Below are 21,392 nucleotides of genomic sequence, written 5' to 3'. Positions count from 1 at the left end.
ATTCTTCGATAACGAGAAAGAAAGATTAAAAAAATTCAGAGTTGTAACAAAATTTTATCGAAAAAACCGTAATTTGTATTGGAACTATCGAGCCAAATGGTATAGAATAATAACGGTGTAAAGAGCACGTCAACGTATTCACTGGAAAGGGGATTTGTGATGGAATATTTCTATCCTGCAATAGTCAAGCATGATGCAAAAGGAGGAATTTTCTCTGTCATATTCCCGGATCTGAATGGATGTCAGGCGCAGGGGCGCACTGCTGAGGAAGCAGTTCTAAAGGCAAGGGAAGCTCTGGCAGCCTCTCTTCTGGAAATGGAAGAAAAGGGCCTTGAAATTCCGCCGGCATCGGATGAAAGACTTTTTCGTCTCCGTTATGGCGGCAGCCGCTGCTGCACCATTCTGGTCAATATGGAAACCTACCGTGAATACCGTGAATATAAAGTAAGAGCCGCCGATCATCAGACGGCGGTATGGGCAGAGACAGCCCGCAAGACAAGACGAGTCGGAATTCTGGCAAGAGTCTTCGGATTAAGGTAATCAAGAGCCGCGGCTTCGTGCCGCGGTTTTTTTAGTGACCTGGGGAGGAAACTATGTGGGAGATGATTCCGAAGGAACTGGATGAGACGGATATGAAAATCATCCACGCCCTTCGAAAGAACGGACGCATTTCTATGACAGAGCTGGGCAAGGAAGTCTTCATGACGAGCCAGGCCGTGAAGAACCGCATTGCAAGGCTGCAGGACTTGGGCGTCGTGGAGCGCTACACGGTGAACGTGAACTGTCCGCTCTTCGGCTACACGATCCACTGCGTCTTCGAGCTCGTGACAGATGAGAAGACGAGGGAAGGCTTCCTCGAATTCATGAAACATACAGAATACCATATTTTCCACTGCTACCGCGTGGACGGCGCATACCGCTTCTTTCTTGATGCGCACTTCCACAGCGAAAAATCCAGAGCGGACTTCATCCGTGAAGTTTCCGCATTCGGCCGCCTTACGACACATCAGGTCATGGAAGAAATCCAGGGCCTTCACCCCGTAGATGAATGATCATCCACGCTGTTTTACAATTTATAAGGAGACTCGGAAGGGCCTCCTTTTTTATTGCTTTTTATACCCGGGGCGCCTTCGCACCGCTCCCGCCATCCGGCACTGATGCTTGCAAATCATTCTTATTTAGGCTATACTTGCAAAATGTGCATAGCAAATACAACTTATCATAGAAAGAAGGAATACTATGACAATAGAACTTAATTTGTACCAGACGCTGGCAGCCGCTGTCGCCGTCTTTTTCCTGGGAAGCTTCCTGAAGGACAGGGTCAGCATTTTCAGGAAATACTGCATTCCTGCGCCTGTCATCGGCGGGACGATTTTCTCGATCGTGAACTGCATCCTTTACACGCAGGGCATCTGGAACTATTCGCAGGATACCGTCATGCAGAACTGGTGCATGATGCTCTTCTTCACCAGTATCGGCTACATGGCAAGCATCCGTCTCATCAAGAAGGGCGGACTCCTTGTCGTCAAGATGGCCTTTCTTGTCTTCCTCCTGATTGTCATTCAGGATCTGGTCGGTGTCACTTTTGCCAATGCCTTCTCGCTGAATCCGCTCATGGGTCTTGCAGATGGTTCGATACCGCTTGTCGGCGGTCACGGCACATCCGGCTCCTTCGGTCCTGTCCTTGAAGCACTGGGTCTTAAGGATGCGACAACGATTGCTTTTGCTGCCGCTACCTTCGGCCTTGTCTCGGGGAGTTTCCTTGGCGGCCCGGTCGGAGAGCTTTTGATCCGTCGCTTCCATCTGAAATCCGATGAAGATGAAAACGGAGATGAAGTCCCGGAAAACCGCACGGAACATGAAATCGAAGGTGATGATGCAGCCGCTTACCTCAATATGGACCGCTTCATGTACGCTTTCGGACAGCTCCTCCTTGCCATGGGGCTTGGCACATATGTCAGCCAGTTCTTCATCAATATCGGTCTCGTATTCCCGGGATACATCGGTGCCATGCTCGTTGCTGCCGTCATCAGGAATATTTCCGACATGACCGGGCTTTTCGGATGCTACCAGAGGGAAAGTGAAGTCCTTGGCGGCATCTGCCTGAACGTATTCCTTTCCTGTGCGCTCATGAGCCTGAAACTCTGGCAGCTGGCAGACCTTGCTATTCCGCTGATTGCAACGCTCATCGTGCAGGTTTCCATCATGGGCCTCTTCGCTTACTTCGTCATCTTCCGCGTCATGGGAAGAAATTACGAAGCAGCCGTCATGGCATCCGGCAGCTGCGGCTTCGGCCTTGGTGCCACACCGAACGCCATCGCGAATATGAACGCCATGTGCGAAAGATTCGGCCCGGCGCATACCGCTTACTTCGTCATTCCGCTCATCGGCGCTTTCGTCGTCGATTTCCTGAATGCATCCGTCCTCATGGTCTTCATGAATATCCTGAAGTGACAATCGGCGGGGCGGTTTCATTCATGATATAATAAGAATGATTTACCATTGAATGATGCATTTTCCAAAGGAGTACACTTATGTTCGATTTTCTTGACCTGTCTACGCTGATCTACCGCGTACCAGCGCTTCTTCTGGCGCTCTCCTTCCATGAATACGCGCACGCCGTCGTATCCGACTCGCTCGGAGATCCCACGCCTTCTGCCACGGGCCGTCTGACGATGAACCCGCTGGCGCACCTTGATGCTGTGGGCACGCTGCTGCTTGTCCTCTGCGGATTTGGCTGGGCGAAGCCCGTCATGATCGACCCGCGCTATTACAAAAACTACCGCTCCGGCGTCCTCAAAGTATCCCTGGCAGGCCCCGGCGGCAACCTTCTTCTCTGCTTCATTTCCATCTTTCTCATGGGGCTCTTGCAGAGATTCGGCATGCTCGGCATGGGCGGATACCAGTTCCTTTACTGGATCATGCTTTACAACGTATGGTTCGCCTTCTTCAACCTCATCCCGGTCCCGCCGCTCGACGGCTCCAAAGTCGTCAGCATGCTTCTTCCTGGCGAACTCTCCTGGAAATTTGAAAACTTCAACGCACAATACGGCTTCATCATCCTCATGGTCGTTGTATTCTCCGGCGTTGCCAACAAATTCCTGAGCCCGCTCTCCAACCTCTTCGTAACCCTCTGCTACAACATTACCTACATCCTGCTATAGTTGGCGGGAATAGAGTTAATTCCCATAACGGACGATGAAACTCTTCGAACCGGACAAAAGGTGCAAAACAAAGAAAGAGCTGTGAAATGATCCGTCATTTTCACGGCTCTTTTTTATGCTTTTTCCGCCGCCTGATGTATAATGAAAAATAAATTCTCGTGGAAGGAGGACATCATGATTACTACCTGGCTGATTTTCGAAATGGCAGGGACGATTGCCTTTGCTTTTTCCGGCGCTGCTGTCGGGCTCTACAAAAGAATGGATATTTTCGGCATCACGGTGCTCTCCGTCATGACGGCGGTCGGCGGGGGAATGATCCGCGATGTCCTCTGTGGCATCACGCCGCCATCAGTCCTCCGTTCTCCGGAAGGGCTCATCGTGTCGATCGTGACGGCGCTTGTCGTCGGCTTCGGCTATCCTCTTTTCCGCATCCCGAAGAGAGGGAAATGGGTCATCACGATCCTGTACCACTTGTCCGATACGATCGGCCTTGCCGCTTTCACCGTGACAGGGGCGCTCACTGCGTTCTACCGCTATCCTGGCTACGACATCGTCCTTCCCGTTATGCTGGGGCTCATCACCGCTGTCGGAGGCGGCATCATCCGCGATATGATGGCGCGCCGCATGCCCGTCGTCCTTTACATGGACGTCTATGCCATCGCATCGATTGCAGGCGGCCTTCTCCTCTGCGCTTTGAGAGAGCCATTGGGCACGCCGCTCGCCTCCTGGATTTCCTTTGCCTTCGTCCTGCTCCTCCGTTTTCTTGCCATCCATTACCACTGGCAGCTCTATCATCCGCACCGCCGTTTCCGCACGATCCAGAGGGACTGAATTATTTCTTTACAAAAATTTTTCTTGACAAGCATTTGCGTTGAGCGTAATATCATAACCAACTTAAGGAAATTACTTAAGAAACTGAATAAAGACCTTACAAACCGGTGAGGCGGAGATAAAAACAGGAAATGCACTTCCAGAGAGCGGAGATTGATGGGAACCCGCAGTACGCAGCCCGTTAAATGGACCGCCGAGGGCGCTGTCAAAAGGAGAAATCCCTAGTATTCAGCGACGCATCATCTGCGTTATTGATGAGGGGTATGTTAGTACCCTGCGAGAGAGGGAGAAATCCAATTAAGGTGGTACCGCGAGTGTATATGAATGAGTACCGGGCATCCGGACTTTGAAATAGAGACCCGTCCTTGACAAATTTACTTTTGTCGAGGGCGGGTCTTTTTTGTTATCCGGAAGCGGAAAGGAGAAACAGGATGGAACAGTTGGAAAGAATCAAAGCCTATGCGAAAGACTACAGAAGAGTTCCGATCGCTAAGGAAATCTTCGCAGATGTCCGCACTGTCATCGGGACATTGAGAGTCCTGAAGAAAGTCAGCAGGACAGCATTCCTCTTCGAAAGCGCGGACAATACCGAGCGATGGGGACGCTATTCCTTCCTGGGATATGATCCAAAGCTTGAGCTCTTCGTGAAGAACGGAAAGATGACCGTCAAGGGCGCCGTCACAGAAACATTTGAGACAGACGACCCGGCCTCCGTCATCAGGAAAGTCCTTCACGAATACCACTCTCCGGAAATCCCGGGCATGCCAACATTTACCGGCGGGCTTGTCGGATACTTCGCCTATGAGTACGCGAGGTACTCGGAGAAGAAACTCTATTTCAAGAAGGAAAAGGAACCGGATATTTCCTTCAACGATGCGGACCTCATGCTTTTTGACAAGGTCATCGCATTCGACCATTACAGGAAAACGATCATCCTCATCACAAACGTCGACACGAGCGAGATCGAGACGAATTACGAAAAAGCGGTGAGGGAGCTCGATGAAATGGCAGAGCTCATCGCTTATGGAAAGGAAGCGGACATTCCGGAAGGAAAGCTCCTCAGCGATTTCAAAGACGAGTTCACCGAAGAAGAGTACGAAGCGCTCGTCAGAGAAATCCAGCAGCGGATCCATGACGGAGACATTTTCCAGGCCGTCCTTTCCAACGGCAGGAGCGCCGCTTTTGAAGGAAGCCTCCTCAATGCTTACCGGGTGCTTCGGACAATCAATCCTTCGCCCTACATGTTCTACCTTTCAGGCCACGACATAGAGCTCGCCGGTGCATCGCCCGAGACGCTCATCAAGCTGACGGGCGGCGAGCTTGAAACCTTCCCGATCGCAGGCACGATGCCAAGGGGAAAGACAGACGAGGAAGACGAAGCACTCGAAGAAAGGCTGGTCAGTGACAAGAAGGAACTTGCCGAGCACAATATGCTGGTCGACCTGGGAAGGAACGATATCGGAAAGATCAGCCGCTTCGGATCCGTCAGGGTGAGGGAGCTTCGGAAAGTGAAGCGCTTCTCCCACGTGATGCACCTCTGCTCCTTGGTCACGGGGACGATCCAGGAAGGAAAGGATGCGCTCGATGCCCTGGCCGCCGCGCTTCCGGCAGGCACGATGTCAGGAGCGCCAAAGATCAAGGCGATGGAAATCCTCCACGGGATGGAGAAATCGCCTAGAGGCGTCTACGCAGGCGCCGTCGGATACCTGAGCCTCACAGGAAATATGGACATGTGCATCGGCATCCGCATGGCAGCCGCCAAAGGGGGACGGGTATTCGTGAGAGCCGGCGCAGGCATCGTCAAGGACAGCGTTCCGAAGAGCGAATACAGGGAAACAAGGAACAAGGCAGAAGCCATGATTGAAGCAGTCAGGAAAGGACAGGAGGCGGGGGATTATGATTTTACTCATTGACCATTACGACAGCTTTTCCTTCAACCTCTACCAGCTCGTAGGAAGCCTTTCTTCGGACATCAAAGTCATCCGGAGCGACGAGCTCACCGTGAAGGAAATAGAAAATCTCAATCCTTCCCACATCATCCTTTCACCGGGAACGGGGCGGCCGGAAAATGCAGGCGTCTACGAAGAAGTGATTGAAAAGCTCAGGGGAAAAATCCCGATATTAGGCGTCTGCCTAGGCCATCAGGCGATCGGCGAAGTCTACGGGGCAAAGGTCATAAGCGCTCGGGAAATCCTTCACGGGAAATCCTCAGACATAGAAATCATCAAAGAAACGCCGCTCTTTGAAGGGCTCGGGACATCCTTCGAAGGGGCCAGATACCACTCTCTTGCAATCGACCCGGAAACGATTGCGGGAGACCTCACGGTGACAGCCGTTTCCGATGACGGCGAGGTGATGGCCGTCGAAGACAGCAAAAGAAAAGTCTACGGCGTCCAGTTTCATCCGGAATCCATATTGACGCCAAAGGGCGGAACGATACTTAGCAATTTCTTACAGCAGTGAATGAGTGAATCAGGGGGAATCTATCATGATACAGGAAGCAATCAAAACCATCGTAAAGGGCAGCGAACTGCCATTTGAAACAGCGAGAGAATCCATGGGGGAAATCATGAGCGGGAAAGCATCGGAAGCGCAGATCGGCGCCTTCCTGGCTGCTCTTTCACTGAAAGGCGAGACCGTCGGGGAAATTACAGGATTTGCCAGAGCCATGAGAGACGCATGCGTGCCGGTCTCCCATGAAGGAGAAGTCTTTGAAATCGTAGGGACCGGGGGAGACGGAGCAGACACCTTCAACATTTCCACCACATCCGGCTTCGTCATCGCATCCGGTGGCGTCGCCGTCGCCAAGCATGGCAACAGGAGCGTTTCCTCCCGCTGCGGCGCGGCGGACTGCCTCGAAGCGCTCGGTGTCAACCTGGCTTTGACCGGCAAGGAAAACACCGAGCTTTTGAAGAAAGCAGGCATGTGCTTCATGTTTGCTCCCGTCTACCACAGTTCCATGAAGTATGCGGCCCCGGTCAGGAAAGCCCTCGGTTTCCGCACCGTGTTCAACATCCTGGGACCGCTTGGAAATCCGGCCGGCGCGACGATGCAGCTCATGGGCGTCTATGAAGAAAAGCTCGTCGAACCGATGGCTAAAGTCCTTTCGAACCTGGGCGTCAAGAGAGGCGCTGTCGTCTACGGCATGGACGGGCTGGACGAAATCACCGCCTGCGACAGGACGCTCGTCTGCGAATTCAAGAACGGCCTCTTCCAGAAGTACCTATTAGATCCCCGTGACTACGGCATGGAGCTTGCGCATCCGGGCGACCTCAAGGGCGGGGACAGCCGGGAAAATGCAGAAATCACAAGAGCCGTCCTCTCCGGAGAAAAGGGACCGAAGAGAAATGCAGTTCTCCTGAATGCTGGCATGAGCTTCCACCTTGCAGAGGGCATGTCCCTTGCTGAAGGCATCCAGAAGGCAGCGGACCTCATCGACAGCGGCAAAGCCCTTGCCTTCATGGAACGCTTCATCAGACTCTCAAGGGAGGCGGCACAATGATCCTCGACACACTGGCAGAAGGCGCGAGGCGGCGGGCCAGGGTCCTGGAAGAAGCTGACGGCGAAGGCATCAGGGAAGCGGCGATAGCAAGAGCGCTTGATGAAGACGTCCATGATTTTCCCTTCGAGAGAAATCTCCGGGCAGAAGGCGTGAACATCATCTGCGAAGTCAAGAAAGCATCGCCTTCCAAAGGCATCATCGCTGATCACTTTCCCTACCTTGAAATAGCCAGGGACTACGAAAGGGCAGGGGCGGCCGCCATATCCGTCCTGACCGAGCCGGACTACTTCCTTGGAAGCGGGCTCTACCTGAAGGAAATCTCCCGCGCAGTGCAGATTCCGATCCTTCGGAAAGACTTCATCGTATCCGAAGTCCAGATCTACGAATCCAAGCTCCTGGGCGCCTCGGCCATCCTCCTCATCGTTTCGATTCTGACGGATGAAGAGCTTACAAGGTTCATCCGGACGGCCAAAGGCCTCGGCCTCTCGGCGCTTGTCGAGACAAGGACGGAAGAAGAAATACGGAGAGCCGTCCTCGCAGGGGCAAGAATCATAGGCGTCAATAACCGAGACCTCCGTGATTTCTCCATCGACAATACCCGCGCAGCAAGGCTGCATTCGCTGGTCCCCGAAGATACCCTCTTCATTGCAGAAAGCGGCATACAGAAGAGGGAAGACATCGAAGAGTTCCTTGCGGCCGGCATCCGAAATTTCCTCATCGGGGAAGCCATGATGAAGGCCGAGGACAAGGCAGAAAAACTTGCTGAGTTCATCGGGGAAGAGCCACGGGTCCAGTGCAAGATCTGCGGGATTTCAAGGGAAAGGGATATCGATTTCTTAAACGATGCCCTTCCCGATTACGCAGGCTTCATCTTTGCAAGAAGCCCGAGGAAGGTGACGCCCGATAAAGCGGCCGGCCTCATCAGTTTGCTGGATCCACGGATCAAGGCGGTCGGCGTCTTTGTGAATGAAACGGCAGAGACCATAGCAGACATTGCAAAGAAAACCCATCTCTCCGTCATCCAGCTCCACGGGGATGAGGATTTTGAAACGATCCGCGAAGTGAAGGAAAGGACAGGACTTCCCATCTGGAAAGCCATCCGGGCAGGAAGCGAGGAAGACATTCTTCCATGGAACGATTCGCCGGCCGATGCCCTTCTCCTTGATGCGAAAGTCATGGGGAAGAGAGGCGGCACAGGAAAGCGCATCGATCCAAATCTCGCCAGAGCGGTAAGGAAGCCATTCCTTCTGGCGGGCGGCATGAATTGTGAAAATATCGTCCGGGCAGCGCGCATCGCAAGGCCCTTCGCGGTCGACGTGAACAGCGGCGTTGAAACGGACGGCATGAAAGATAAAGAGAAAATACAGGCGGTAATCCGTCTTTTGGCCCGGTCGGGCCTGCGGAAAGGATGAAAGGTATGACGAAAAGAGAAGGACGCTACGGCGTGCACGGCGGACAGTATGTCCCGGAAACATTGATGAATGCAGTCCTCGAGGTCGAGGAAGCGTATGAAAAGTACAAGAATGATCCGGATTTCAATAAGGAACTCGACGACCTGAACAGGAATTACACAGGCCGCCCCTCGCTCCTCTACTATGCCAAGAAAATGAGTGAAGACCTGGGCGGAGCGAAGATCTATCTCAAGAGAGAAGACCTCAACCACACAGGCGCCCACAAGATCAATAACGTCCTTGGCCAGGCACTCCTTGCCAAGAGAATGGGCAAGACAAGAATCATTGCCGAGACCGGCGCAGGCCAGCACGGCGTAGCTGCCGCAACGGCCGCTGCCCTCTTCGGCATGGAATGCGAAGTCTTCATGGGCAAGGAAGATACCGAGCGTCAGGCACTGAATGTTTACCGCATGCGTCTCCTCGGCGCCAAGGTCCATCCCGTCACCTCCGGGACCATGACACTGAAGGATGCCGTCAGCGAAACGCTCCGCGAATGGACGAGACGTCTGGACGACACCTACTACATCATGGGATCGGCCGTCGGCCCGCATCCGTTCCCGATGATCGTCCGCGATTTCCAGGCCATCATCAGCAAGGAAGCCAGAGCGCAGATCCTGGAAGCGGAAGGGAAACTCCCGGCCGCTGTCCTTGCCTGCGTCGGAGGCGGCAGCAACGCCATTGGCACCTTCTACCATTTCATCCCGGACGAAGGCGTCCGCCTCATCGGATGCGAAGCGGCAGGAAGGGGCATCCATACAGGAAAGCATGCGGCGACCCTCACGATGGGGACCGAAGGCATCTTCCACGGCATGAAATCCTACTTCGTGCAGGATGAATACGGACAGATCGCACCGGTCTACTCCGTTTCCGCCGGCCTCGACTATCCGGGCGTAGGACCCGAACACTCCTACCTGAAGGACATCGGCCGCGCTGAATACGTGCCGATCACTGACGACGAAGCCGTCGACGCCTTCGAATACCTGTCAAGGACGGAAGGCATCATTCCGGCCATCGAAAGCGCGCATGCCGTCGCAGAAGCCATCAAGCTGGCACCGACGATGAAGAAAGACGACATCATGATCATTTGCATTTCCGGCCGCGGCGACAAGGACGTAGCAGCCATGGCAAGATACAGAGGGGTGGACATTCATGAATAAATTAGAAAAAGCCTTCGACGGGCACAAAGCATTCATCGGTTTCCTGACAGCAGGCGACCCGAGTCTGGAAGATACCGAGCGGTATATAGAAATCATGGCAAAGTCCGGGTGCGACCTGATTGAAATTGGTATTCCTTTCTCCGATCCTGTGGCAGAAGGGGAAGTCATCCAGAAAGCGACCATCCGCGCCCTTGCTGCCGGCACCACGACAGACAAGATCTTCGACATGGTAGAAAGAGTCGCTCTGAAAATCGATATTCCTCTCGTCTTCATGACCTACCTCAATCCGGTCTACGTCTACGGCGCAGAGAAATTCTTTGCCCGCTGCGAGAAGGCAGGCATCTCCGGCATCATCGTTCCAGACATGCCATATGAAGAAAAAGGAGAACTCGCAGAACCCGCCAGAGCGCATGGAGTGAAGATCATCTCCCTCATCGCCCCGACCTCTGAAGGCCGCGTCGGCATGATTGCGAGAGATGCAGAAGGCTTCATCTACCTCGTTTCCTCCATGGGGGTCACAGGCGTCAGGAGCAAAATCACGACGAACGTCAAAGCCATCACCGATACGATCAGGAAGTACACGGACGTTCCCGTCGCCGTTGGCTTCGGCATTGCAACGCCCGATCAGGCGGAAGACATGGCGGGAGCTTCTGACGGCGCCATCGTGGGAAGCGCCATCGTCAAGATCATCGAAGAGCATGGCAGCAAAGCAGACGAGCCGCTTGCCGCATACATCCGCTCCATGAAAGACGGCGTGGAAAAAGCAGAAGGGAAATAAGCAATATAAAAAGGGCTGTGCAGGGAGGAATCCTTCCACAGCTCTTTTTCTTATTCCCCATTTCCTTATATATAAGTATATATAAATAAAGAGAAGTGACTGATTTTCGACCAACGAAAAATAGAAATCCTTCACTCTAGCATTTCTATGAGTTCATGGTATAATGAGGGCGTTGCGATACTTTCTCAGAAATCATTCAATCAGGTGAAAGCCTGTGATAAGGAGCATTTCATGAGCACATTGATAAAAGCGCTGGCGGCTCTGGCTGCAGGCGCGCTGACGGCGTATCTTCTGCCGAAACATAAAAAAGGAAAAGAAAAGAAGCGCCTTCCCGTGGGAGAGAGCTTCCGTTTTCTGGCGGAACAGACAGGCACCTGCCGCGATCCGATTCCGGTCTACTACTACCGTCCGGCTACCTGGACCGAGGACCAGCCCGTCTTCATTTCCTTCCCGGACGTGACACGCCGCGCAGAGAAATTCGAACGCCATATGGAAAGCCTTGCCGTGAAGTACAACATGCTGATCGCATGCCCTGAATTCTCGACGAAGAAATATCCGGGCGCGCGCTGGTATCAGGAAGGAAACGTGCAGGACAAGGAAGGCGAGGAAGGAACGATCCAGCCAAGAAACCACTGGTCCTTCGATGCCGTGAGCCATATCGTTGCCGCTGTCCGCGCAAGAACCCATGCCAAGGGAAAGGTCATCATTTTCGGCCATTCTGCCGGCGGCCAGTTCATGCATCGCTACAGCCTTCTTGATGGAAGAGCGGACGTCGATGCCATCGTCTGCGCCAATGCGGGATGGTTCACGATGCCTGACGATACCACCTGCTACCCGTACGGCACAAAGGGCCTCGGCCTTTCCGATGCCGATCTGGCTTCTGCCTTTGCTCTCCCCGTCATCATGCTGATGGGAAGCGAGGACGTTTCCAGAGAGCAGCCTTTCCGCGCGACCCCCGAGGCCGATGCACAGGGCAAGAACCGCATGGAACGCTGCCTCCATTACTTCGATGCCTGCCAGAAGAAAGCCGAAGAACTCGGCGTTCCCTTCAACTGGAAGAAAGGCGTCGTAGAAGGCGCTGCCCACGAAGGCGGCAAGATGGCAGAAGGCACCATGAAACTCTTCTGCGAAGAACCGCTCGATGAAACAGTAGGAATGTAAGAACTTAAAAGTAAGCACTTGAAAAGGCTGCGGCGAAAGATATATCTCGCTGCAGCCTTTTTTCATTTCATCACCAGTCAATCCATGTGAGTGCTTTTTCCAGTTCGTAGAAGGTCTTGCCATCCCAGAGGATATCTTCGGTGAGATGGTTCAGCACATCTTCCGCGTCGTCACTTTCGTAGTAGTACACCATTTCCATGAACTCTTCGAAAGGCTCGCCCGTGAAGCGGTACTTCTCCATGCTGATGCTGTAAGTGTCCCTTCCCGGATGGAACTTCAGCCCCGAGAAACGGTACACATAGCTCTTGTGCCTGACGGAAGCTTCCCCGTCATTCATAAAGTCGATAAATTCATCTGCGTCGCCGCCCTGCATATTGTCCTCCTTGTTCTTAACTATATTGGACGTCTTTATTATACAGGAAATCCGCGGGAAGCGGTAGGATGCCCTTGCTTTTTTGCACTTGCCCGTCGTGGTATAATAGTTAAATACGATATTCAGTTGTCAGCTGTCAACCAACTTAAAAAAACAGGAGGAATGATGAAAAAGGCAATCATATTATCCAGCGGGGGCGTCGATTCCACGACGTGCGTATCCCTGGCTGTCGACAGACTGGGAGCAGACAATGTTGTGACTGCTTCTATTTTTTATGGCCAGAAACATAAGAAAGAAATCCTGGCCGCGCGCAAAGTGGCAGAATACTACCACCTACGGCATTATGAATTCGATCTTTCCTCCCTCTTCCAGTATTCGAACTGCTCGCTCCTTGAAGGCTCCACGCAGGAAATCGTGCATGAAAGCTATGCCGAGCAGATTGAGAAGAACGGAGAAGGAAAAGTTTCCACGTACGTCCCCTTCAGAAACGGACTGATGCTCTCCACAGCGGCTTCGCTGGCAGCCAGCCTCTTTGAAGACGACGACGTAGATATTTATATCGGCGCCCATGCCGATGATGCGGCCGGCGATGCGTATGCCGACTGCAGCGAGCCATTCCTGAAAGCTATGGGAGATGCAGTTTCCATCGGCACATACGGAAAAGTCCATCTGGCATTCCCCTTCGCCAAGCTGAACAAGGCAAGCGTCGTAGCTATGGGCCTTAAGCTCAAGACACCTTATGAACTCACATGGAGCTGCTATGAAGGCGGCGAGAAACCCTGCGGAACCTGCGGGACCTGTATAGACCGTGCAGCTGCGTTTGCTGCGAACGGCGTTAAAGACCCGGCCCTCTGAGCCGAGAAAGGAATATTATGTTTACCGTAACAAAGAGAATGGAAGTATCCGGGGCGCATTACCTGCACCTCGATTATGAAAGCAAGTGCACGAACCTGCATGGCCATAACTGGATCATCACCGTCACCGTCCAGAGCGAGGAAGTCGACCACAACGGCATGGTCGTCGATTTCAGCAAGATCAAGGAAATCGTGAACCGCTTCGACCACGCCCTCATCAATGACGTCATGGGGGATATCAACCCGACCGCCGAAAACATGGCCAAGTGGCTCTGCGACCGCATCCCGCACTGTGTACGCGTATCCGTACAGGAAACGGAAGGAAACGTGGCCACCTATGAAAAGTGAGTACCGCTATGACGACGGACTTTTCCATGTGACCGAGATCTTCGACAGCATCGACGGCGAAGGAAAAAGAACCGGCTGCATGGCCATTTTCGTAAGACTGGCAGGCTGCAACCTGCGCTGCACGTACTGCGACACCGCTTACTCGCTTGAACTTTCCGACACAAAGGAAGCGCTGACGGAAGATGAACTCATCCGCCGCATCCACGCCTTCCCTTGGAAGAACATCACACTGACCGGCGGCGAGCCGATGCTTCATCCGCTCCGCCATCTCTGCGAAAGACTCTCCGAAGAAGGCTATGACATCAATATAGAAACGAACGGCGCCGTTCCCCTTTGGGAAGACCGCCCGTCCGGCGTTTTCTACACGATGGACTTCAAGTGCTCGGGAAGCGGCATGAAAGAATCCATGAGGAAAGAAAATTTCCCCATCCTGAAAGAAAAAGACGTGTTGAAATTTGTCGTCGGCTCGAAGGAAGACCTGGATGAAATGAAGAAAATCACAAAGACGTACTTCGAAAGAAAAGACCATCCGGAATTCTTCGTTTCTCCCGTCTGGGGGAAAATCACGCCGGCGGAATTGGTAGAGTATGTCAGGGAAAACCGGCTGAGCCGCGTGAGGGTGCAGGTGCAGCTTCACAAGATCATCTGGGACCCGAACAGAAGGGGCGTATAAAAATGGATCGAAAGAAACTCGAAGAGGCAGCCCGCCTCATCATTGAAGCAGTCGGAGACGACCCCGGAAGGGAAGGCCTCCTGGAGACGCCGAAACGCTTCGCAGACATGATGGAAGAACAGTTCAAGTACTGCAGCATTTCCAATGACGAAATCGCCCGCGAATTCGACAAGACCTTCGAATCACCGGAAAGCGACATGGTCGTCGTGAAGGACATTGAAATCTTCTCCCACTGCGAACACCACATCGCTCTCATGTACAATATGAAAGTCACCGTCGGATATATGCCGAAAGGCCGCGTCATCGGACTTTCCAAGATCGCCCGCATCGCAGACGCCGTATCCCGCCGCTTCCAGATTCAGGAACGCATCGGCACCGACATCCGTGACATCATGAAGAAAGTCACGGGCTCTGACGACGTCGCTGTCCTGATCGACGGCGAACACTCCTGCATGACCGCCCGCGGCATCAAGAAGCCGGGCACCCGCACCAGGACGGTATCCGTCTCCGGTGCTTTTAAGAAAGACATCGAACTCCGCAAGGAATTCCTCATGCTCGCAGGCAAGTAACGGACATACCGGGAAAGGACGACTATGGATATTTTCAAGAAATTCACCGCGCGCGCCGTCAAGCTCGTCTCCGGACGCGCATCGGCTGCGCTCTTCTGTGACTACGCCTATGCCAATGAAATGAAGACCCCGGTGCACCCGGGCTATGGACGCGGCAGCAGAAACCGCGGCGCCCTCGAAATGGAATATGCGGCGGACGGTCCTGAAAAGGTCGAAGAGAAAATCTTCAAGACAGGAAATACCGATCCCAAAGGCGTCCAGAACATTCACGTCTGGTACCCTGCATCCATGGAAGAAGGGAAGAAATACCCGCTTCTCATCATTTCCAATGGCATGGAATTCTCCTGCACCTCTTTTATCGCGATTCTCCAGCACCTTGCCTCCTGGGGCTTCATTGCAGCCGGCAACGATGCACTGAACTCGGGAAGCGGCGAAACAGCGGCCAAGACGCTCGAGAAAATGCTCTCTGAAAACGAAAAGCAGGGAAGCCTTTTCCATGACCGCATCGATCTGGATCACATCGGAGGCATCGGCTACTTCCAGGGAGGCGCCGGCGCTATCCGTCAGGCGACCATCTCGAAGAATAAGGACCATTACAGTGCGCTGTACCTGGCAAGCCCCATGACGCTTCCCTTCATCGAGAAAGCAAAAGCTGCTGCATGGTCATACGACCCGTCCCAGATTACGGTTCCCGTATTCATCGCCTCAGGCGGAGACGGCATCGAAAATGGCATTCTCGCTCCTAAGGAAGACATGGAAGGCATTTATCAAGCCGCAAAAGGACCGGCCGTCATCGGACGCATGAAAGGCGAGGACCACCTCCGCGTCATGACACGCGCCGACGCATACATGACAGCATGGTTCCGCATGATCCTTTCTGGCGATGAAAAAGCAGCCTCCATCTTTGGAAAAGACGGTGAATTCATGAAGAATGCAGGCTGGACAGATAAAAGCATCAAGGGAATTCCCTTGGAAGGAAACGAATGAAACATATAAAGAAAATTCTGGCGGCGGGCATTTGTCTCGCCGCTTCACTCTATCTCACGCCTGCCATGGCGGCCTACGAAATCGACCCCGATTACACCATGAAGTACAACGACCAGGGGAAAATCGAGCAGCGCTACCGCTGGCACGGGCCCTACGAGGTGAAGTCCGTCGTCCTCTCTGACGGTGAAGCGAAATATGGAAATTACAAGTACAAAGTCTGGTATCCCGTGCAGCAGGCAGGGCGCGAAAGGCCCCGACCCCTCGTCATCACCCTGAACGGCACCGGCGGATCCTGCGACAAGGACGAACCCATCTTCAGGCATCTCGCCTCCTGGGGCTTCGTCGTGGCAGGAAATACGGATGCGCAGACAGCGACGGGCTTCTCTGCCGAATGGACACTCGATCAGGCCCTTGCGGCCAATCAGGATTCCAAAAGCCCTCTTTATCATCAGATCGATGAAAAGGAAATCGGCATCGTAGGCTACTCTCAGGGAGGTGCCGGTGCTTACAATACACTTGAAGGGAAAGACGGCGATAAATTCAAGACCATGGTCACCGTTTCAGGCGTCACGGAATCCATCGGAGAAAAACTCCACCTGCCCGTCTGGATCTACGACCCGTCCAAAGTCACTATCCCCGTCTTCATGGCAGCCGGCACAGGCATCCTTGACAGGAAACTTATCACACCGCTCGATGAAATGAAGGAAAACTACAGCAAAATCCAGTCAAAGACAGCCGCCATGGGAAGAAGAAAAGACGCAGACCACCTGGACATCCAGACCGCCGCCGACGCCTACATCACCGCCTGGCTCAGATGGCAGCTCGATGACGACATCTACGCTAAAAGAGTCTTCACAGGCAAAGACCCCGAAATCCTGAGGAACCCCGCATGGGACAACGCAGAAGTAAGGACCCCGGAAACGACCCAGCCAAAACAGACTGAAAAGTGAATTGATAAATAAATGCTAAGATGAATCTTATGCAGGAACTGAACAAAATGAAATGTTTTGGGAGATGATGAGAGGAATTTATAAAAAGCTATTCGCAGAATTTTTTTCTCGAAATCTTCCAATGGAAGATTTTGCTGTCCCGAGCCGAAGGCTTGCAGAGAAATGACAATGGTTTGCCATTTCTGGCTTCAAATCCTTGATTTTTACAAAAGGAAGCCCGGTCTGCTAAAAAGCTTGATAAATGGCAGCACGACAATTTTTAGAGTATAGATTCTTGCCGACCTGCAAATTTTTTAAGAATTTGCACCGACCTTGAACTCCGCTCATCTTCTCCTGCACAGAGTCTTACTTTTATGCTAAAATATATAAATGTATATGAGGAGAAAAATGCAGAAGAAACGTAAATTTCTCATCATGACGGCTTCTATTGGAGAGGGGCATTCTCAGGCGGCTCGGGCTATTGCGGAGACCATCAAACAGGTTCATCCCGATGATGCGGTTCGCGTGCTGGATTTTCTGTCCAGGGATGTTCTTTCCATTGATCACGTCTTAAAAGAATCTTACCTGAAAATGATTCGTATATTCCCTGAAATGTACGATAGTCTATATAGCAATTCACAGAACAGGCATTTAGGAGCAACGTTTCAGAGTCTTCTTTCCTGGAGTTTCCGAAAGCGGATGAAGAGGCTGATTACCGCCTTGAAACCGGATGCCCTGTTGTTTACCCATCCATTTCCGGCCTGTGCAGCCAATTTGCTGAAGAAGGAAGCGGACATTAATACCCCTCTTCTCGGAGTTATTACCGACTTTGATATTCATCAGCTCTGGGTGTACAAACAACTGGATGCGTACTGCGTCCCTTCAGAGGACCTGGCGCGTAAACTGGAAGCCCATAATGTGCCGAGAAATATTATTCACACCACGGGAATTCCAGTTCGCAAATCCTTCTATGAAGAACTGAAAAATCCAAGTCCTAAAGAAAAAGGGACCGTACTCATCATGGGTGGGGGTCTGGGGTTGGGGAATATTACTGACACTCTTCTACGTCTGGACAAGATTGATTCCGTGAGCCAGTTTATTATTGCTACGGGACAGAATATCAATCTATATGAAGAAGTGGCATCTATCCGGTCAAGCCTCCGGCATCCGGTGGATCTGCACAGCTATACCAATAAAGTGGCAGAAATGATGAGTAAGAGTGAACTCATCGTCACCAAACCTGGTGCGCTCACCTGTACAGAAGCGCTGACCATGAATCTGCCTATGGTTTTGGTCAACGCCCTTCCCGGACAGGAACGGGCAAACGCCCAGCATCTGGAAGAACAGGGATGTGCTGTCTGGACTAGGAAAAATGAACTGGCGGACACAGTCGACGGTCTGCTGAAAAATGAAGATAAACTCAAGCAAATGGCACTTGCCTGTGGCAATGATAAAAAGGACAGCGCACTCGAAATTGTCCAGATACTCGACCATATGCTGGAAAGCAATACGAACTGAAATAGGTATCTCCAATTTAAAGAAAGGGGATACCTATTTGACTATAACGAGAATGTCGAAATTTGTATATCTAGTTAACAACGGAGAAAAGCATGCAGCAGTGGATTAACCATGCAGAAAGAAAACAGAAAAAGAAGCCTCGCAGTGCTTCTCTGATTCGCCTTATAAGCAAAGCCATATATCTTTGCGGAGATTATGTGGGAATTTTACTGGCCGAATGGATAGCCTTCCATATCAGAAATTTCCTGATGGGCAATATATTTCAGGTAAACGCCATATACATCTATATAGTGACACCTGCTGTATTCCTTCTGGCGCTGGCATTTGCCGGAATATATTCCAAACATTATACCAGTGCACAGATGTTGGAAAAACTGTTTAAAGCCTGCCTGGGGGCTATTGCATTTTCCATCATCCTCATGTTCCTTACCCAGGTATCCGGTCAGGTATCACGCCTTTATGTGGGATTATTTGCCATCATCGTCTATATTCTTTTAGTGGTAGAAAAATATATTACGGCATTGATTATCCGACGGATTCCAGGACTTCAGATTCCTGTTCTGGTAGTAGGTGCCGGAAAGACAGCTGATGCAGCGATTGATGAAGGAAAAAACAACGTATTCATTAACTATAGGGTAGCCGGATTCCTTGAGGATTTTGAACCATCTTCCCGCTATGCCGATGTATATCCGATTCTTGGAGGTTTTAATGATCTGGAAAAGGTAATTGCTGAAACCGGAATTCAGGATGTAATCATTGCGGCACCAGGACTTCCACAGGACCAGCTGAATCATCTCCTCTATCGGGCACAGACACTGGTTCCCTATGTGAGCGTAGTTCCAAATCTGGTAGGCGTACCGATGTCAAATGTGGAAGTGGAATCTTTCTTTGACACCCGGATTATGCTCTTAAATATTAAAAATAATCTGGCGTTTCGGCTGAATCAGATTATTAAGCGGATATTTGATGTTGTTCTGACGCTTAGTGGAGGTTTATTCCTGCTCCCATTATTTCTTGGAATTTGTGTATGGATAAAAACGGATTCGCAAGGACCGGCAATCTATAAACAGCGCCGGGTGGGCAAGGATGGAAAAGAATTCGACTGCTACAAATTCCGCTCTATGGTCGTAGATTCGAAAGAACGACTGGAAAAACTTCTGGCCACAGATCCAAAGGCAAAAGAAGAATGGGAACGGGATTTTAAACTGAAAAATGATCCACGTATTACGAAAAGTGGTGCTTTTCTTCGAAAGACCAGTCTTGATGAACTTCCGCAGCTTCTCAATGTACTGAAGGGGGAAATGTCCCTGGTAGGTCCCCGTCCGATTGTACAGAAAGAAGTGCCTAGGTATGAACAGTATATTAAAGAATACTACATGGTACTCCCTGGAATCACAGGCCTCTGGCAGGTGAGTGGTCGAAGTGATACCACATATCCTGAGCGCGTGGCCATGGATATGTGGTACGTTCATAACTGGAGTGTATGGCTTGATATCATTCTCATCTGGCGCACATTGTTCGCAGTAATTCACAGTCGTGGTGCTTATTAATCAGATATAAGGATGGGTAAAAATTGAAAATTCGTAAAGCAGTCATTCCAGCGGCAGGATTTGGAACTCGTTTTTTGCCAGAAACAAAAGCCATGCCAAAGGAAATGCTTCCTATTGTAGATAAACCGACAATTCAATATATAGTGGAAGAAATATTAGACAGTGGAATTGAAGATATACTGATAATCAGCGGACATGCAAAACGTGCCATTGAAGATCACTTTGATTCATCACCGGAACTTGAACAGCATTTATTTGAGCACAACAAGATGGAATTACTGGACGAAGTGCGCAAAGTAGCGAATATTAAAGTACATTATATTCGGCAGCAGCACATGAGAGGATTGGGAGATGCTATACTCTGTGCTAAAGATTTTACTGATGGGGAACCTTTTGGAGTTATTCTGGGGGATGACCTGGTGTATAACGGAGATGATACACCGGCCCTGGGACAGCTGCTTGAACAATATGAAAAAACCGGAGGCACTATTGTGGGTTGTCAGCTGGTTGAAAGAGAACAGGTTTCCTCCTACGGAATCATAAAAGGGAATCCCACGGAAGACACTGACCTTGTTTATGTAGAAGATATGGTGGAAAAACCAAAAGTAGAAGAAGCCCCCAGCTGTCTTGCTGCTTTGGGAAGATATGTTATTACCCCGGATGTATTTGAAATACTTGAACATACGAAGCCCGGAAAAGGGGGAGAAATTCAGCTTACCGATGCGTTGAAGGTTATGGCGCACAGCGGAAATGTCTACGCTTATAATTTCAAGGGCAAGCGTTATGATACAGGCAATAAGCTGGGGTTTCTTAAGGCTACCGTAGAATATGCACTTCGCAGGGATGATCTGGGCCCGGCATTTAAAAATTATCTGTCTGATGTGGTAAGAAATCTGTCTTGATATTATTCCAATATGGATAATAAGATAGTGTGATTTTGAGTAAAGGAGTATGAACATAATGAATGTATTACTTGCCGGTGGTGCGGGATATATTGGTTCACATACCGCAGTGGAACTGCTCAATGCCGGTCACCAGGTGGTGATTGTAGATGACTACAGCAACAGCAGTCCTGAAGCGGTTCACAGAGTAGAAAAAATCACAGGAAAATCAATAAATTCCTATGAAGCCGATGTGAAGGATAAGGAAAAGATGCGTCATATCTTTTCAGAAAATCACATTGACTGTGTAATTCACTTTGCAGGACTCAAGGCCGTAGGGGAATCGGTCCGTCTTCCGCTGAAGTATTACCGTAATAATATTGATACCACGCTGACACTTCTGGATTGCATGGAAGAAGCAGGCGTTAATCAGTTTGTTTTCTCCTCTTCAGCCACGGTGTATGGAGAAGAAAATAAGCCACCATATGTGGAAACCATGCATCGAGGGAGCTGCTCCAATCCCTATGGCTGGACCAAAGTGATGATGGAACAGATTCTTGAAGATGCCGCTAAAGCGAATCCAAAATTATCCGTCATTTTGCTCCGTTATTTCAATCCAATTGGGGCCCATGAAAGTGGTCTGATTGGGGAAGATCCACAGGGAAT

General features: G+C 51.1%; 23 protein-coding genes. 22 read left to right on the top strand and 1 reads right to left on the bottom strand.

Going from position 1 to position 21,392, the window contains the following annotated elements; all coding sequences use genetic code 11:
• Positions 1-159 precede the first annotated feature (159 nt).
• The 12 genes from M3200_RS05630 to M3200_RS05575 all read left to right on the top strand — a co-directional run bounded on the left by M3200_RS05630 (position 160) and on the right by M3200_RS05575 (position 12,044).
• Positions 160-540, top strand: a complete 381-nt coding sequence (locus M3200_RS05630; RefSeq protein ID WP_022382571.1) for a type II toxin-antitoxin system HicB family antitoxin — start codon at positions 160-162, stop codon at positions 538-540.
• A 53-nt stretch (positions 541-593) separates the two neighbouring features.
• Complete coding sequence (locus tag M3200_RS05625) at positions 594-1,052, top strand: Lrp/AsnC family transcriptional regulator (RefSeq protein ID WP_022382570.1); 459 nt, start codon at positions 594-596, stop codon at positions 1,050-1,052.
• 187 nt (positions 1,053-1,239) lie between these two features.
• Complete coding sequence (gene gltS / locus M3200_RS05620; RefSeq protein WP_022382569.1) at positions 1,240-2,454, top strand: sodium/glutamate symporter; 1,215 nt, start codon at positions 1,240-1,242, stop codon at positions 2,452-2,454.
• An 80-nt stretch (positions 2,455-2,534) separates the two neighbouring features.
• Entirely contained in the window at positions 2,535-3,164 is a 630-nt protein-coding gene (locus tag M3200_RS05615; RefSeq protein WP_022382568.1) for a site-2 protease family protein, read from the top strand.
• Positions 3,165-3,338: 174 nt separating this feature from the next.
• Complete coding sequence (locus M3200_RS05610; RefSeq protein WP_022382567.1) at positions 3,339-3,995, top strand: trimeric intracellular cation channel family protein; 657 nt, start codon at positions 3,339-3,341, stop codon at positions 3,993-3,995.
• Between the two features lie 431 nt (positions 3,996-4,426).
• Complete coding sequence (locus M3200_RS05605) at positions 4,427-5,908, top strand: anthranilate synthase component I family protein (protein ID WP_022382566.1); 1,482 nt, start codon at positions 4,427-4,429, stop codon at positions 5,906-5,908.
• Positions 5,892-6,458, top strand: coding sequence for an anthranilate synthase component II (locus M3200_RS05600; protein WP_022382565.1), 567 nt, complete (start codon positions 5,892-5,894; stop codon positions 6,456-6,458). Before M3200_RS05605 ends, M3200_RS05600 begins: the two co-directional genes overlap by 17 nt.
• Before the next feature lie 25 nt (positions 6,459-6,483).
• Entirely contained in the window at positions 6,484-7,497 is a 1,014-nt protein-coding gene (gene trpD, locus M3200_RS05595; RefSeq protein WP_022382564.1) for an anthranilate phosphoribosyltransferase, read from the top strand.
• Positions 7,494-8,909: a bifunctional indole-3-glycerol-phosphate synthase TrpC/phosphoribosylanthranilate isomerase TrpF gene (gene trpCF, locus M3200_RS05590; protein WP_022382563.1), complete on the top strand. Its 1,416-nt coding sequence runs from the start codon at positions 7,494-7,496 to the stop codon at positions 8,907-8,909. The genes trpD and trpCF overlap by 4 nt, the downstream gene beginning before the upstream one ends.
• Before the next feature lie 5 nt (positions 8,910-8,914).
• On the top strand, positions 8,915-10,105 hold the full coding sequence (gene trpB / locus M3200_RS05585; protein WP_108850639.1) for a tryptophan synthase subunit beta: 1,191 nt from the start codon (positions 8,915-8,917) through the stop codon (positions 10,103-10,105).
• Positions 10,098-10,883 (top strand): tryptophan synthase subunit alpha, encoded by a 786-nt coding sequence (trpA, locus tag M3200_RS05580; protein WP_022382561.1) that lies wholly within the window; start codon positions 10,098-10,100, stop codon positions 10,881-10,883. Before trpB ends, trpA begins: the two co-directional genes overlap by 8 nt.
• 231 nt (positions 10,884-11,114) lie before the next feature.
• Positions 11,115-12,044, top strand: a complete 930-nt coding sequence (locus tag M3200_RS05575) for an alpha/beta fold hydrolase (protein WP_022382560.1) — start codon at positions 11,115-11,117, stop codon at positions 12,042-12,044.
• Positions 12,045-12,114: 70 nt separating this feature from the next.
• Here M3200_RS05575 and M3200_RS05570 read toward each other — a convergent pair whose 3' ends face one another.
• Positions 12,115-12,417 (bottom strand): hypothetical protein, encoded by a 303-nt coding sequence (locus M3200_RS05570; protein WP_022382559.1) that lies wholly within the window; start codon positions 12,415-12,417, stop codon positions 12,115-12,117.
• Here M3200_RS05570 and M3200_RS05565 point away from each other — a divergent pair.
• From M3200_RS05565 to M3200_RS05520, 10 genes are all read left to right on the top strand, one after another.
• Positions 12,313-13,272 carry a 7-cyano-7-deazaguanine synthase gene (locus M3200_RS05565; protein WP_288178170.1) on the top strand — a complete coding sequence of 320 codons (960 nt, stop codon included), beginning with the start codon at positions 12,313-12,315 and terminating at the stop codon, positions 13,270-13,272. The two genes, M3200_RS05570 and M3200_RS05565, sit on opposite strands and share 105 nt — an antisense overlap.
• A 17-nt stretch (positions 13,273-13,289) precedes the next feature.
• Positions 13,290-13,619 (top strand): 6-carboxytetrahydropterin synthase QueD, encoded by a 330-nt coding sequence (queD, locus tag M3200_RS05560; RefSeq protein WP_022382557.1) that lies wholly within the window; start codon positions 13,290-13,292, stop codon positions 13,617-13,619.
• Positions 13,609-14,292, top strand: a complete 684-nt coding sequence (gene queE, locus M3200_RS05555; RefSeq protein ID WP_022382556.1) for a putative 7-carboxy-7-deazaguanine synthase QueE — start codon at positions 13,609-13,611, stop codon at positions 14,290-14,292. The genes queD and queE overlap by 11 nt, the downstream gene beginning before the upstream one ends.
• Positions 14,293-14,294: 2 nt before the next feature.
• Entirely contained in the window at positions 14,295-14,861 is a 567-nt protein-coding gene (gene folE / locus M3200_RS05550) for a GTP cyclohydrolase I FolE (RefSeq protein ID WP_022382555.1), read from the top strand.
• Between the two features lie 24 nt (positions 14,862-14,885).
• A complete protein-coding gene (locus M3200_RS05545; protein WP_022382554.1) occupies positions 14,886-15,848 on the top strand; it encodes an alpha/beta hydrolase in 963 nt (320 codons plus the stop codon).
• Complete coding sequence (locus M3200_RS05540; protein ID WP_022382553.1) at positions 15,845-16,798, top strand: poly(ethylene terephthalate) hydrolase family protein; 954 nt, start codon at positions 15,845-15,847, stop codon at positions 16,796-16,798. Before M3200_RS05545 ends, M3200_RS05540 begins: the two co-directional genes overlap by 4 nt.
• Positions 16,799-17,185: 387 nt before the next feature.
• Positions 17,186-18,295: an MGDG synthase family glycosyltransferase gene (locus M3200_RS05535; protein WP_022382552.1), complete on the top strand. Its 1,110-nt coding sequence runs from the start codon at positions 17,186-17,188 to the stop codon at positions 18,293-18,295.
• 92 nt (positions 18,296-18,387) lie between these two features.
• Positions 18,388-19,845 carry an undecaprenyl-phosphate galactose phosphotransferase WbaP gene (wbaP, locus tag M3200_RS05530; protein ID WP_022382551.1) on the top strand — a complete coding sequence of 486 codons (1,458 nt, stop codon included), beginning with the start codon at positions 18,388-18,390 and terminating at the stop codon, positions 19,843-19,845.
• Between the two features lie 23 nt (positions 19,846-19,868).
• Positions 19,869-20,747: a UTP--glucose-1-phosphate uridylyltransferase GalU gene (gene galU, locus M3200_RS05525; RefSeq protein ID WP_022382550.1), complete on the top strand. Its 879-nt coding sequence runs from the start codon at positions 19,869-19,871 to the stop codon at positions 20,745-20,747.
• A 58-nt stretch (positions 20,748-20,805) separates the two neighbouring features.
• Positions 20,806-21,392: SDR family NAD(P)-dependent oxidoreductase (locus M3200_RS05520; protein WP_288178169.1), on the top strand; the 587-nt coding region annotated here is incomplete at its 3' end.

It is taken from the genome of Dialister sp. CAG:357 (assembly GCF_000435155.1).
Classification (GTDB): Bacteria; Bacillota; Negativicutes; order Veillonellales; family Dialisteraceae; genus Dialister; species Dialister hominis.
Note: the sequence above shows the minus strand (reverse complement) of the source record. Positions and strands in the feature narration are given on the sequence as shown.

Coding starts and splice junctions, on each gene's coding strand:
- M3200_RS05630 (WP_022382571.1), top strand. CDS start 160: ATGGAATATTTCTATCCTGCAATAGTCAAGCATGATGCAAAAGGAGGA.
- M3200_RS05625 (WP_022382570.1), top strand. CDS start 594: ATGTGGGAGATGATTCCGAAGGAACTGGATGAGACGGATATGAAAATC.
- gltS (WP_022382569.1), top strand. CDS start 1,240: ATGACAATAGAACTTAATTTGTACCAGACGCTGGCAGCCGCTGTCGCC.
- M3200_RS05615 (WP_022382568.1), top strand. CDS start 2,535: ATGTTCGATTTTCTTGACCTGTCTACGCTGATCTACCGCGTACCAGCG.
- M3200_RS05610 (WP_022382567.1), top strand. CDS start 3,339: ATGATTACTACCTGGCTGATTTTCGAAATGGCAGGGACGATTGCCTTT.
- M3200_RS05605 (WP_022382566.1), top strand. CDS start 4,427: ATGGAACAGTTGGAAAGAATCAAAGCCTATGCGAAAGACTACAGAAGA.
- M3200_RS05600 (WP_022382565.1), top strand. CDS start 5,892: ATGATTTTACTCATTGACCATTACGACAGCTTTTCCTTCAACCTCTAC.
- trpD (WP_022382564.1), top strand. CDS start 6,484: ATGATACAGGAAGCAATCAAAACCATCGTAAAGGGCAGCGAACTGCCA.
- trpCF (WP_022382563.1), top strand. CDS start 7,494: ATGATCCTCGACACACTGGCAGAAGGCGCGAGGCGGCGGGCCAGGGTC.
- trpB (WP_108850639.1), top strand. CDS start 8,915: ATGACGAAAAGAGAAGGACGCTACGGCGTGCACGGCGGACAGTATGTC.
- trpA (WP_022382561.1), top strand. CDS start 10,098: ATGAATAAATTAGAAAAAGCCTTCGACGGGCACAAAGCATTCATCGGT.
- M3200_RS05575 (WP_022382560.1), top strand. CDS start 11,115: ATGAGCACATTGATAAAAGCGCTGGCGGCTCTGGCTGCAGGCGCGCTG.
- M3200_RS05565 (WP_288178170.1), top strand. CDS start 12,313: ATGGAACTTCAGCCCCGAGAAACGGTACACATAGCTCTTGTGCCTGAC.
- M3200_RS05570 (WP_022382559.1), bottom strand. CDS start 12,417: ATGCAGGGCGGCGACGCAGATGAATTTATCGACTTTATGAATGACGGG.
- queD (WP_022382557.1), top strand. CDS start 13,290: ATGTTTACCGTAACAAAGAGAATGGAAGTATCCGGGGCGCATTACCTG.
- queE (WP_022382556.1), top strand. CDS start 13,609: ATGAAAAGTGAGTACCGCTATGACGACGGACTTTTCCATGTGACCGAG.
- folE (WP_022382555.1), top strand. CDS start 14,295: ATGGATCGAAAGAAACTCGAAGAGGCAGCCCGCCTCATCATTGAAGCA.
- M3200_RS05545 (WP_022382554.1), top strand. CDS start 14,886: ATGGATATTTTCAAGAAATTCACCGCGCGCGCCGTCAAGCTCGTCTCC.
- M3200_RS05540 (WP_022382553.1), top strand. CDS start 15,845: ATGAAACATATAAAGAAAATTCTGGCGGCGGGCATTTGTCTCGCCGCT.
- M3200_RS05535 (WP_022382552.1), top strand. CDS start 17,186: ATGCAGAAGAAACGTAAATTTCTCATCATGACGGCTTCTATTGGAGAG.
- wbaP (WP_022382551.1), top strand. CDS start 18,388: ATGCAGCAGTGGATTAACCATGCAGAAAGAAAACAGAAAAAGAAGCCT.